Origin of the sequence: Paenibacillus peoriae, from assembly GCF_022531965.1 — a bacterium.
GTDB classification, from domain to species: domain Bacteria; phylum Bacillota; class Bacilli; order Paenibacillales; family Paenibacillaceae; genus Paenibacillus; species Paenibacillus polymyxa_D.
The window spans coordinates 2,394,956-2,408,357 of the sequence record NZ_CP092831.1 but is presented as its reverse complement, the minus strand read 5'-3'; the positions used below and the strand labels follow the sequence as shown (position 1 = coordinate 2,408,357).

At 47.0% G+C, this 13,402-nt stretch carries 11 protein-coding genes; all 11 read right to left on the bottom strand.

The genetic code is table 11. From position 1 onward, the window contains the following. Positions 1-106: 106 nt before the first annotated feature. The gene (locus MLD56_RS11035) at positions 107-406 is read right to left on the bottom strand and encodes a DUF6509 family protein (protein WP_029519139.1); all 300 of its coding nucleotides are present in this window, start codon (positions 404-406) and stop codon (positions 107-109) included. After that, positions 400-2,367 carry an ATP-dependent DNA helicase gene (locus MLD56_RS11030; RefSeq protein WP_029519138.1) on the bottom strand — a complete coding sequence of 656 codons (1,968 nt, stop codon included), beginning with the start codon at positions 2,365-2,367 and terminating at the stop codon, positions 400-402. Before MLD56_RS11030 ends, MLD56_RS11035 begins: the two co-directional genes overlap by 7 nt. Before the next feature lie 358 nt (positions 2,368-2,725). Next, positions 2,726-3,445 carry a hypothetical protein gene (locus MLD56_RS11025; protein ID WP_029519137.1) on the bottom strand — a complete coding sequence of 240 codons (720 nt, stop codon included), beginning with the start codon at positions 3,443-3,445 and terminating at the stop codon, positions 2,726-2,728. Positions 3,446-3,521: 76 nt separating this feature from the next. Next, entirely contained in the window at positions 3,522-4,016 is a 495-nt protein-coding gene (locus MLD56_RS11020; protein WP_029519136.1) for an RDD family protein, read from the bottom strand. 413 nt (positions 4,017-4,429) lie between these two features. Next, complete coding sequence (locus MLD56_RS11015; RefSeq protein WP_029519135.1) at positions 4,430-5,566, bottom strand: glycoside hydrolase family protein; 1,137 nt, start codon at positions 5,564-5,566, stop codon at positions 4,430-4,432. Positions 5,567-5,622: 56 nt separating this feature from the next. Next, positions 5,623-7,533, bottom strand: coding sequence for a hypothetical protein (locus tag MLD56_RS11010; protein WP_029519134.1), 1,911 nt, complete (start codon positions 7,531-7,533; stop codon positions 5,623-5,625). 28 nt (positions 7,534-7,561) lie between these two features. Further along, complete coding sequence (locus tag MLD56_RS11005; protein WP_029519133.1) at positions 7,562-9,466, bottom strand: heparinase II/III domain-containing protein; 1,905 nt, start codon at positions 9,464-9,466, stop codon at positions 7,562-7,564. A 207-nt stretch (positions 9,467-9,673) separates the two neighbouring features. Then, complete coding sequence (locus MLD56_RS11000; protein WP_029519132.1) at positions 9,674-10,666, bottom strand: cation diffusion facilitator family transporter; 993 nt, start codon at positions 10,664-10,666, stop codon at positions 9,674-9,676. 249 nt (positions 10,667-10,915) lie between these two features. Continuing rightward, positions 10,916-11,185 carry a 30S ribosomal protein S14 gene (gene rpsN / locus MLD56_RS10995; protein ID WP_029519131.1) on the bottom strand — a complete coding sequence of 90 codons (270 nt, stop codon included), beginning with the start codon at positions 11,183-11,185 and terminating at the stop codon, positions 10,916-10,918. A 266-nt stretch (positions 11,186-11,451) separates the two neighbouring features. Next, positions 11,452-12,420 (bottom strand): ABC transporter ATP-binding protein, encoded by a 969-nt coding sequence (locus tag MLD56_RS10990; protein ID WP_029519130.1) that lies wholly within the window; start codon positions 12,418-12,420, stop codon positions 11,452-11,454. After that, entirely contained in the window at positions 12,413-13,396 is a 984-nt protein-coding gene (locus MLD56_RS10985; RefSeq protein ID WP_029519129.1) for an ABC transporter ATP-binding protein, read from the bottom strand. The genes MLD56_RS10990 and MLD56_RS10985 overlap by 8 nt, the downstream gene beginning before the upstream one ends. Positions 13,397-13,402: the final 6 nt, after the last annotated feature.

Below are 13,402 nucleotides of genomic sequence, written 5' to 3'. Positions count from 1 at the left end.
CTCTTCATTTGACCATAAAAAAAAGGAGCCTGATCATGTCAGGACTCCTTGATATCTTCATCATATGTTAGCTATATACCAGCTGTACTAGCTAAGTGTCTTACTGTTACTTCACTATTTCATCCTGTACATGTTCTTTACAGAAGTTCTCAACAGCTTGCAGCTCATCCTCTTCAAGTTCAAGATCAATGTAATGATTCGTTACTTTTTCAATTAATTCATACTTCAGCAGTCCTGTCTTTTCTTCGTCTACTAAATAAAGACAACGGATATACAGTCCGTTTTCAGTGTATAGCTCGTCGTCCTCCTCTACCTCTACATCAATGATAAATTCATAACGCTGTCCAGTCAAAATACCAAAAGCATCTTTAATCTGATCTACGGTGTACGCTGTAAAGTTCAACATGTTTTTATTCCCTCCGGGTTTCCTTCAATTACGGTGCATTCTACGCCTGCAGGCAGTAGTTGTTCAACTTGTATACGTACTTCTTGACGACTCAAATCCTGGCCCATGATGGATATCCAGCCCCGATCATTGCGCGAACGAATTAAACGCCCTATGCCTTGTCTGAGTCTAAGTGCCATGTGAGGCATATCTATCTGAATAAACGGATCTGCTGCATCCTTGCGCAGAGCCGTAAAAACCGGATCATTCGGAGGAAATGGCAGTGACCAGATAATAACGTGCGACAGAGAAGGTCCAGGAATATCCAATCCTTCCCATAATGTGACAGCGCACAACACACTTTCCTCATCATTCTGAAAAGCTGAGATCAGATGGCTGATTTCAGCCGAACCTTCGTACAGAAAACGATAGGCAGACGCCTCCGGGTAAGCAACGAGACCCGTCTGGAATGCAGCCAATTCCTCCTGTGAAGGAAACAGGATAAGCGCTCTTCCCTGCGATTTCTCCAGCAGTGCCAGCGCTCTCTGGATTGGATCATCCCCCGCTTGCAACGGGTACAGTGCAGCTTGCATCTGATCGCTGTAGTCATAAGGTGAAGCAACAGAGAACGTTAGCGGATTTTCAATACCGAGACTCTGCGCCATATAGTCAAAAGAGCTTTCTACGGAAAGCGTAGCTGAAGAGAATACGATCGGTATATGCTGCGCAAATACTCGCTCTTTGAGAATCTCTTTTACCATCTTCGGCATAACCACAAGCGTTAATCCATCCTGATCCTCCATCACCCACGAAATGAGAAGTTCAGGACGCTTAAACAAAGCCAACGCGGTTTGAATCATTTCCAAATGTTCTTCCACAATTTTGACTTGATACTCATCCAAAGAGAATAGTCCGCTTTCAAATACAAGCTCTTCCTCGATCATGCCGATCAGTTCTCCAAAGCGGTTTACCTCTCGAGTCAGTGACTCATTCAGGATGAACTCCTTGCGATTAGAACCCTGGACAGGCTGACTGTTCTTATCTAGTGCAGCGAACAAAGCCTCACTTTGGGAGATTGCATCTTCAATCGTCATTGCCAGAGATTCTCGCACTTCTCCCTCCAGCAGTCGGGTAATTATAGACTCAAACTGAGCGTGCTTAAGCTTGTAAGTAAGCGCATTTTGTGCCGCTGTCTCCAGTAAATGCCCTTCGTCAAAAACAACAGAGCTGTGCTCCGGCAGCAACGGCAACTGACCCTCGCGCTTTCTCGCTTCATAGGTCCATACATGCTCCATATAAAAATCATGAGAGCAGATGACCAGATCTGCCGCTTTGCGATAATGATCACGAGACAACGTCTGACCACAACGATGCCGCTGATGGCAAACGAGACAGTCTTGAAATACATCCCATCCGAGTCTGCTCCATTGTCCATCTGTTAGCTCAGGATATTCCTTTCGGTTCCCGTAAGGAGTGAAGGACTGTAACGTATCTGGAAAATGAACAAAATCCGGTAGATCCTGATAGATATCACGGAAAACATCTGCGTCCTCATCCAGTCCGCTTCGCACCTCATCCAGCTTATTCAGGCAAATATACTGATCTGGCGACTTCCCCAATCTGGCATCAATCGTCAGACTCAAATGCTGTGCCAGCTTGGCGATATCCCCTTCCGGCTTTACCAATTGTTCAATTAACGATTCATCTGCACAGGCGATAATCGCCGGTTTTCTCATGTATCGGGCATATGCAATAGCGTACAGCAGGTATACCAGCGTTTTACCAGTACCCACACCTGCTTCTGCAAAAATGGTCTTTTTTTCCTTATAGGCACGTTCTAGCTGGAATGCCATATAAATTTGTTCATCCCGAACCTCAAAGCCGACTTCAGGCAAAACTTCATAAAATACATCCGCAATCCAGTCACTTGCCTGCTCAATAAACGGCTTGGACGGATCAAAGGCAAAAGGGTAAGTAGTCAATCGGGCTGTGCCTCCAATTCGTTCATAATGTGCATCCTTTCATTATAACGCAAAACAAGCTAAAAAGAACATGAAAACTGTAAGAGCAGCTTATATTTTTTTTATGTCGGTATAAGATTCCCTTTAAAATAAAGGGGCATACTTTCGTCTCGGTGAGATGCTACGTTATATTAATATTTCATAAAGAAAGCTACATAGACATCTACGATGGAAATTTTTTGAGAAATGTCTGTTTTTTCCGTAATAGTAAATGAAGAAAATTATCATGACAAAATAAAAGAAACCAGCTAATGTATTACAAGCATTAGCTGGTTTCTTGTTGATTGATGAATATGCATTAAGCAGAAGCTCGTTCTCCTTAACTCATGTTTAAGATTCGCCAATTAGATCCAATTTTCCCCACGCTTATTAATACATGGTTTTGTTCTTCTCCATCTATATAAAGCTTAACTTCAAGCACCCTTATTTCTTGTATATTCATAGTCTGCTCTATAACATTTTTGTTCTTTTCACTATGACTCGATATTATTTGAGGCTTAGAGTACGTGCTACTCACCTTCATTTCCTTGATTTTCTTTAGGTCCATAGCAGCATTCGCTTCTCCCATAACGATACGTTTGCCCACCATATCCGGATTTGAGTTTAGGAACAGTAACATATAAAATTTCTCCCAATACTGTTCATATTCGATAAAGCTTTTTAAAAAGTTATGGCTTTCAAAGGAAGGAATGGGAGCACCTGCTTGAAGCTCATAGGTATGGAGCAAATTGAAATGATTATCTACTGTATTCGCACGATACTTTTCCACAATAGGAAAACATTTTAACGCACTGTCGAAGTTATGATCATTTACAGCTTCAAAAAAGGCTTCTACCACCAATTCGGGCGTGGAAAATTGCGCCTCAGTGGGTTGTGGCAGATCTGCCTGCAAGTTCTCCAAATAAGTGCTTCCAGGCTGCTCTTTTCTAGCATCTTCAGAGCTGATCTCTCCAGAATGTCCTTTATTCGTACAACCCGCAACCACTACGAACAGCAGCAGGACTACAACTGAACAAAATATCCATTTTCGTTGTCGCATGAATTCATGTTCCCCCATTATTTTGAAAATCAAAGACTACTAAGCTTTCCTTAATAATCGGTGATCTCCTCCGTACTTACAGAAAAGACGATTGCTGATTGTATCGCTGCAACTCTTTTTTATGTACAACAAAGGTATTGGTACAAAGATCGTGGACTCCCTGTTTCTTCGCAGTAAAAGCGACCACAATATATATAAGACGTAAAATCACAAAAGAAACGGCTTTAATCCAATAACGTCCTGAGGCATGCAAGAATCCAAGACGCTTTCCTTCCTTGTCTACAACAATTAAAGAGAACACAAGCTTACCCGGTGTTGCTCTTACCTTCGATGATTCCCATAACACACAGTAAAGCCATGGTACTACGAGCCATAAGATCAGCGGCCAAACCATAAGCAGCACTTGTATGAAACCCGTCTCCTTTATACCCAGAAGATCTGGGATAATGTTAATTGCTCCCCCTACTAAAAGGACTATGCCAGTAAGGATGATCAAATCAATCAAAAACGCGGCTGTTCTTATCCAGAATCCTCCGTACATCCGTCTTTCAGTATCACTTGTTCCTGTCATGATATGTATAACTCCTTTTGAAACGATATTTAAAATCCAGTTTATTCCTTTACACAAGATGATATCATACGGTTACCTACCTATATTGTCAATTTACGAATAAATACTCTTAAACAAGTAAAAGGACCTATTTCCATGCATTAAAATGAAAATTTTTAGGAATTAAGATCTTATATACAATGATTTTTCTTTGATTGGGTACAAAATAAGCGCAGCTACAATCTCTTCCCCCTCTATAAGTAGTACTTTGGCATCGAATTAAATAAAGTCTTTTTTTGTGCATAAAAAAACAGCGTATATGTAAATGAGATTACATACACGCTGCCTCACTATTACTCTGTGGATTTGACAAGCAACAGCTCAGCTCGAATGAGCTTGTTCCGGATCATCTTACTCACTATACATCTTACTCACTATATTTTTTTGCATTCAACACTAAACAAACCTTCTTCACCGCGCAGCTTTGCCAATGCCTCGACAAAGAAATAATCGCCATAGATAATGGGAACGTTGATGTATTTTTGCTCAGGATAATGTACGGTCCCGTTCATCAGCAATCCCTCATGCTCCTCACCCCACGCCGTACACGTATGATGCAAGCCCTTGAGAATAGATTCTGCAGCTTCTGTAAAATGCTCCGCACGTGTCGAATATTTTGCCAGCTCTAGCAAACCACTGGCTGCAATCGCCGCAGCCGATGAATCCCATGCCCCTCGGTGCTCTTCTTCTGCTCTAAAATCCCACACAGGCAGGCAAGCATCGCCCAGTTGGGACAGGAAAAAATCAGCCGTGTTCTCGGCCACCTTCAAATAACGCGAATCGCGCGTGTACCCATACGAAAGCGTAAAACCATACAATGCCCAAGCCGTGCCACGTGCCCAAGCAGAACCGGGAGCAAATCCCTGTCCACCATGCTCGGCGACCTTTTTTCCAATCTCCGGATCGAATTCGACCACATGTGCGATAGAACCGTCCGAGCGGACAAATTCACGTGCTATGGTATCTGCATGCTGCACAGCGAGAGCGGCAAAACGCGGATCTCCGCTTTCCTCCGAAGCCCAATAAAGCAAGGGTAGATTCATCATACTATCTATAATCGCAACGCCCCGTGTATCCATGTCCTTCGAGGGGAAGTTCCATGCGCGAATAAAACGGCCATTCACGTTAAAACGGGCAGCCAGCAGATTGGCAGCCAACACCCCGCGTCTTCTGGACTCTGAATCTCCGGTCAGCCGATGGGCGGCTACACCGCTGAGCAGCCAAATAAAGCCAAGATCATGGTCTACAGCTTCGCTATTATAGAGTATTTTTTCCAAACGACCCTCGCACCGCTGTGCAATCCCGGCAGCCACACTGTCAGGACGCGCCCGATTGGTCAGCCACAGTAGCCCCGGATAAAAGCCTGCTGTCCACCACGCTTCTTCACGATTATCATAACGTCCACCCTCAGCAACATGTGGAAAAGCGTCCCCCAGTCTTGCCGCTAAGGCAAGGGTCTTATCCAAAGCCAGCTCCCACGATTGCTCCAGCCACGCTTCTGCTTTCGTCATTTCTTTTCCCTCTCCTTTTTCCACATGTTAAACCATATTCATGGCTCCAGCTCTAACTATTCAGGTAACCGAATGATAAAGGAAATGCGGTTGCCTTCATATTCCAGACGCGCTCCCTTAAGTAAACCATTCCGACAGGCTACTGAAGCTAATTCTTCCGGCCATACCACGTTCGTTCCTTCCGTCGTCGGGATAACTTCGAGGCTTGCGCCTGCGTATTCTACTCGAATGCTTTCCGTTTCTTTCCCGGCTGACATGACATGATGAATTACGCTGCGCTCCCGACCGTCATACGCCATTAAGGGAATAAGTGCCCCTACATTCTGAATATTGCCTTGAATCTCATACGCCACTTCAATTTTGCCAGGTACCTGACGATAATGCGTTCGGATTTCCCTCACTCCCGGGAAGGGACCTTCCCACAGGAGAGTAAAATCCGTTGCTCCGTTAGACGCTGAGCTTTGTTCCAGCTGTACGGTTCCTCCGCCATCCTGCGGGTCAATCCCTCCATCCCGATCGAACTCCAACGTACCGGGAATACCTTCCGACAAGCTGTGCCACTTTCCGTCCTCCGTTTGCCAGGCCGGGGTATAGCTCAGCGGGAAAATATCTCCCTCCGCGAAGCCTGTAAAGCCGCGGTCTGCATGACCTGCTGAGGACGGACCGATCAGCGACGGCAGCGCAGACTGCTGAATACGCACGATGCCCGGAACATTATACGGGTCGTTGACCGATGTTTGCACAAGCATTTGCTGCCCCTCTACGGCTGCAATGACAGTCTGGAACCAGCCATCCGTTGCCAACACCCGGCTGCCGATTTCCGCCGGGATGAAGGTTGGAGAAATGCGATCCATCTCCTCCCCATATAGAAGGGTGTGGGCCAGCACAGCCGCCGTCCACAGACTGTAGCAGGTATGATTTGAATACACCTCAAAGCCATGCCGTGCCTCGGACGAATAATGGTTGCGGACGATATGCAGCTTGCCGTCATCGGTCTGCCAACGGCTAATTGCTTGCCAGCATAGATCTGCTGCCCGTCGGAACGCACCTGCAAGCCCATGCTCTCCTGCCGTAATAGCCTGCTGAGCATGTGTTGTAAAGACAAAGGCAGCAGCCGCTTCGTTCCACTGATGCTGCGCGCTTCTTCCACGCGGCGGAATTTCCCCGTGCGGGGATAGCGCCAGTAATGTGCTGAGCGCCCCCCTGCGAAGGTGGTCACGCAGTTCGAGTGCGCAGCTGCCATCATATCCATTCTCCAGCATCACGCCCAGATGGAAGCGTGTAACGATATCGTAGGCAAATGGGCTATTGGGCCGATCCAGCGGTCCATCCTGATACAGGCCCAAACCGGTAAAACGAGGCAAATGGTAGCTTCGGATATACTTCTCCATCCATTCCGAATCGGCTGCAATTCCTTCCGCTGCACGCAAAAACTCGCCGGAAATCATAATTGCATTCCAGTTGATCATCCGGTTCGGGTTTTTCATTTTGCTCATCGTAAAAATGTAGGTCTGCTCCGGCTGAATTCTGCTCAGTTGTTGCTTCCATGCCGTGGCTTGTTCTGGCAGCAAATTTTTAAGGAGCCGATACGCTCCCATCATCATAATTGGAAAAAAGTCTGGGTGGTGATCGGGCGCTTTTTCCTCCACTACACAAGCTATGCTATGCGTCAAGGCCGCAGCAGCAGATTCCAGTAAATCATGCCGGCCTTCTTTGACCAATACCGCCGCAGCGAACGCATAGGACGGGGTGGAGTAGTACCGTTCACTTTCAGAATGGAGGTCAATGATAGCTCCAGATTCATCCTGATGCAGGGCATATGCGCGAACCAGCTTTTCCAGCACGGCCAGCTTATGTTGGTGAGTCCATCCGTCATTCACTTGGTTCGGTGCGCTTTCCACCTGTTCTATAAATCTCTCCAGTTCCGTCTGCCAAGGGTACGCGCTGCCTGTCTGCAGCTTATTCATCCTGTCTGCCTCCCATTCAAAATGAAAATTAATGTATGGTAAAAAACAGATTGCAATCTACGCTTGCAGAACCGTTCCAGTGATTGGAGCCCAGCTGCAGCGATGTTTTATAAAACACAAAGGGAACTCCGTCATGATCTATGTGCTTCACAGCCTCCACCCCCGCCCGCAGCACGCTGGCATCATAATCTAGCCTGACGACCGCGCTCGTTCCCTTCCATTCCACGAAGTTTGCTCCCAGATTAGGCTGAATGCGGCTGATGAAAAGCTCCTCCACATCCCATGACTTCATGCTAACGCCAGACGTTTCAAACTCAAAATGATCTGTGACGGTAAGCCTTGCTCCCTTGCTTCCCTCCAGCACAGTCCATGTGAAGGAGCGGGTGAAGACTGCCAATTCTTCTACGGGATAAGCAGATGTCAAATCAAGCTTAAGTCTTGTGCCTGGCTGTACCTCCTCCTGCTCATCCAAAGCAATATCCAGTACAACCGCCTTTGCCTTTGCGCCCGATTGCTGCATAGTCCCATTGATGACAGGCACGGAGTGACCTCCGGAGGAGATATTGATAATCGACTCTCTTCCCGGTGAAAAATAGGCCTTCGTGTATAAGCCTGCTCCCAGATCACACAATAGATTTTCGCCACCACCATGAAGGATGAAGTGTCCAAGATCGTTATGATTGTGCGGTTCATTGTTATGCCCAGCCTTCGCTGAAAATGCAAGCATGATACCTGATTCACCCTTTTGGCTTCCATATCCACTATGGCTGGAACTGCGGCTGCGGCACATCAGCCAACCAAGTTGCGGCAAATAATTGGCAACGGTCTCACCGCTCCCAAATGCCAAAGGATTCGTCCAGACCAGATTACGCAATACATGAGCCCAGCGGCGACAGGGGTCTTCCAACAGACCAGGTACGCAGAAAGGGAGTGTAGATGGTCGTTCTTGCAATGAATTCAAATGAGAGATGAGTCCGGAAGGCAAACGTTCCGTTTCACTACTGTCCGAATAATTAGCAAAAATGCCATCCGACAGATGAACCCGCTCTGCAAAGGCTGCGATTTGCCTAATCTTTTCCGAGTTCAGAATATCCACTGCTCCTTCGGTAAACTCACGCAGCATATCGGCAAAATAAATGAAATAACCAAAGCCGTACACCCAGTATCCTACGCCTTCGGGGCATCCCCCGTCCTCACTGTAGCCTGCCAAAAAACAATCCAGTGCGCCCAGCATGCTCTCGATGGCTACCGCTCTGGAAAAGTCATCTTCTACCAGCAGCAATGCTGCAATTCCACAACCCGAAGCACATACTGCCGACCAGTTATGATCTGCGGTTTCCCATCCAAAATGACGAGGCTGCCAAAAAACGGGTTCCAGTACACGACGTTCGATCTCTTCGTGCACCTGAGCGACCACATGGCTAGCCAGTTGTTCTCCTAGCAGCAATAAAATTTCAACCAGCATTTGTGCTGTTTCGGACGTGAATAAATCCACCTGCTGCCAAGGCGGTGTTACTGTGTCCTCTTCATTGACATGTGCAGGAAGCGCCCAGGTGTACTCGCTGCATATGTCCAGCAGACCGCTTTCCACCGCTTTTATCTTTCGAGGCTCCGGCTTGACAACCGCTTCCAGCACTATAGCAACCAGTCGTCCACGCCGTCCAAAGTACACATCCTCATACGGTTTGCGCTCCCCTGTATTAGCAAATTCCCGAAACAGAGACAACGGCAGTTCAGGCCATGATGTTTCCCGATTATCTTTACAGGCACGCTCAATATCCTTCCAAAACTCGGCGTATATCGGCTCAGAGACAGTCGTCCGCAGCCTTTTTGTCCAATTACTCCTTAACCGTTGCCTTGCTGAATCCTGCATACTACCAGCCAGCGCCTTAACGAGCCGCGAAGCAGGCCAAGCCTCCCTCAGAAGACTCATTTGCCTTTCCTCCCCATGAGAAGCATTCGTTTCACCCTCTTTTTGTTAACGCTTTCATTGTATCTAACAATCATCCTAAATTCAAAGGGGTAGAAAAACAATACCGCAAAACACAAAAGAACCTCCACGCCACGTTGCTGTAGTCATGGAAGTTCTTGTTCTACTCTTTTGCCAGACTGAGTCCAGATTGGCCTGGATTTATCGTTTCTAGACCTTTGGCTTTTCTGGTTTCCAGTTTTTAATTCCGTCATCCTCCAGAATACCCAGTGCTGCATCTGAGATATTAGGATCACGTAGCAAAGCGTCCTCGACTCTAAATTTAATATCGTCAGCATCTGCCAGCGTCATGCCCGGTGTAAGCTCAATCAACCCTTCCACGTGATAGTAGCGTCCTTCCTGCAAAATACGCATTTGATAAATATCCGTAACATGTGTGTCTGCTAGAATAATGGAAGCCACACGTTCTTCGATATCAGGAGGAGCAGATACACCGATCAAACCTACCATGTTGTCGTAACCGACCCGGAAAGCAACACCGACCATCAGACAACCGATGAGAATACTTGAAATACCGTCCAACAGTTTAAAATCGGTCAGCGATGTGACCACCACTGCTAGCAGGGCGAGTACTCCCCCCGTTGTTGCTACCAAATCTTCATAAAATACCAGACGGGTTGGCGGTGCAGCACGCCCCACGTGGCGGAACGCAGTGGTGAAAATGCTTAGCCCCTTCGCTTCTACTCTGGATTCATGCAGCACTTCTTTCATCGCTTTGCTCCATACAAATCCGTCCACCACTAGTGACAAAATCAGCACTACTACATTAATCCAAAATCCATGTGTAGATTCAGCCGGATGCTGAAGCAAATGAATGCCTTCCAATGCGGTTTCATAGGCCATGATCGTTACGACAATAACAGCAACCATACAGAACAGGTTAATCACCCGTCCAAAGCCGGTAGGAAAGCGTTTTGTCGGTTTTTTCTCTGCTAGTACACTGCCCGCGAACACAAACATTTGATTCACTGCATCCGCAATGGAATGCATCATCGTAGCAAACATAGAACCACTACCTGTCAAGGCAAAAGCAATCCCCTTAATCAAGGCAATGCCAGTATTACCTAACGCCGCCGAGCCCGAAGATTTGTTTCCTTTTTTGACCATACTCCAAAAGGAGTCCTCTTTCTGTTTCACTTCCATCTTGTAGCTCCTCCTGAGGTATACATAATCTGTTATATCATCGTTTGTTATGTATTATTTTTAACCCGTCCATATTCTACCTAACCAGCTGAGGAGAATCAATACAAACGATAATATTTTCCATGGAAAAGGAATGCCCCATGTCACCCTACGACATGAAGCATTCCCGTTACAGCCTTCTATCAGACATACCCTCAAGTTAACAACACAGATAATCTACATGCGCTGGCGATCAACATAAGTGCCTGTTTACCAGCTTGATTTCGTAATGCCTGGAATTTGGCCTTGATGTGCCAACTCGCGGAACGCTATACGAGACAGCTTGAATTTGCGCAAGTATCCTCTGGGTCTTCCTGTCAGCTCACAACGGCTTTTCAGGCGTGTTGGAGATGAGTCACGCGGAAGCTTTTGCAAAGCTTCGTAGTCCCCTTTTGCTTTCAATTCACGTCTCAGGTCCGCATATTTAGCTACAATTTCCTGGCGTTTCTTCTCTTTTACGACTTTTGACTTCTTGGCCATGTAAAGCTCCTCCTTGTGTTATATGCCAATCATGAAGGTTCACCATCACTACCACGAGATTGATGAACACGGATATGAACATGATTTCACACCATAAATAGTAATAATTACGATTACTATTTAATATAACGCTGCTCCAAGCGTGTTGTCAACCCAAGCGGTTTGAATCACAACAACATTAAAAAGCCGTTGAAACAGTAGACCCCTTTCACTCTTGTGATCGGTCTGCCGTTTCAACGGCTTTAAAATTTGTTGACTAGCTCTGTTCATTCAGCCAAATGGCAAGCTACCCAGTGATCTGGACGTGCCTCACGATAGAGTGGAATCTCTTTAGAACAACGCCCGATGGCAAAGGGGCAGCGAGTATGGAATTTGCAGCCCGAAGGCGGATTAACCGGACTAGGAATATCCCCCTTGAGCAAAATTCGTTCTCTTTTCAACTTCGGCACCGGAATAGGCACAGCCGACAGCAACGCCTTCGTATACGGATGCAGCGGATTGCCGAATAACTCGTCACGCGAAGCTGTTTCGACCATAGAGCCTAGATACATCACGCCAATACGGGAACACAAATGTTCCACCACGCTCAAATCATGCGAGATGAACAAATATGTCAAACCCCGTTCGGCCTGCAATTTGGCGAATAGGTTAATAATCTGCGCCTGTATGGACACATCCAGCGCTGATACCGGCTCATCAGCGATAATTAGATCCGGCTGAAGCGCCAACGCTCGGGCAATGCCGATCCGTTGACGTTGACCTCCCGAAAATTCATGGGGGAAACGGTCGATATGATATTCGGACAATCCACATAGCTTGAGCACGTCCAGCACAATCTGCCGGACCTCCTCTTTGGTAGCTATACCGTGATCCAGTAGCGCCTCACCAATGGCATCACCAATCCGTACACGGGGATTCAGCGAGCTATACGGGTCTTGAAAGATCAGCTGAATTTTAGGACGAAGCTCCTGCATCCCTTTGGCAGACAAGCTGTGCAGATCCACCCCTTTGTATTTTACGGTACCGTCCGTTTTATCCGTCAATCTAACAATCGTGCGGCCCACCGTGCTTTTACCACTCCCCGATTCCCCTACCAACCCGAAGGTTTCACCCTGACGGATTGTAAAGCTGATATCGTCTACCGCCCGCACATGTCCTGAAGTACGGTTCATAAACCCGGACTTCACGGGAAAGTACGTTTTTAAGCGGTCTATTTCCAACAACGGCTCAGCCATGAACAACCGCCTCCTCATATAGCCAGCAGGATGCTTTCTGCTGAGCTGAAACTTCTTTTAATGTAGGCTCTTTTATACGGCAAATGTCCATGCAATGCCCACAGCGGTCGTGAAAATAACAGGAAGTCGTCAGCTCCAGCGGATTAGGGACCTGCCCGGGGATGGAATACAGTTCCTCTTGGCGCTGATTAAGCACCGGTTTGGACTTTAGTAACCCCTGTGTATAAGGATGCTTGGGATGATTGAACAGCTGTACCACTTCGCCTTCCTCGACGATCTTGCCTGCATACATCACTATGACGTAATCAGCCATTTCGGCGACAACACCCAGATCATGGGTGATTAGCATGAGCGACATATTGGATTGGGCTTTAAATTCACGCAGCATATCCAGAATTTGCGCCTGAATCGTTACATCCAGCGCTGTGGTTGGCTCATCCGCGATAAGCAGCTTGGGACCGCAAGAAACAGCAATCGCAATCATAATTCGCTGCAGCATCCCCCCGCTCAGCTCATGCGGATAGCTTTTTAAAATCTGCTCCGGCCGGGATATACCGACCTGTTCGATCAGCTCCAGTGCTCGCTTACGAGCTTCCTTACGGCCCATTTTCAAATGCTCAATCAGTGGTTCGGATAGCTGTTCACCAATGGTCATGACTGGATTCAATGAAGACATCGGCTCCTGAAAGATCATGGATATTTCATGCCCACGAATCGTGCGCATCTCATTTCTGCTAAGCCCTAGCAGATCGGTTTCCTCAAAACGGATGCTTCCGCCTGTCACCTTACCACCAGGACTCTGGATGAGACCCATGATCGACATCGCGGTAATACTTTTGCCGCAGCCCGATTCACCGACAATGCATACCGTTTCCCCCGGCTTCACACGGAAGCTGATATCATCCACCGCTTTAACCGTTCCTTCTTCTGTATAAAAATGAGTGCTTAAATGTTCAATGGAAAGTAAATTGTCCATGGTGTA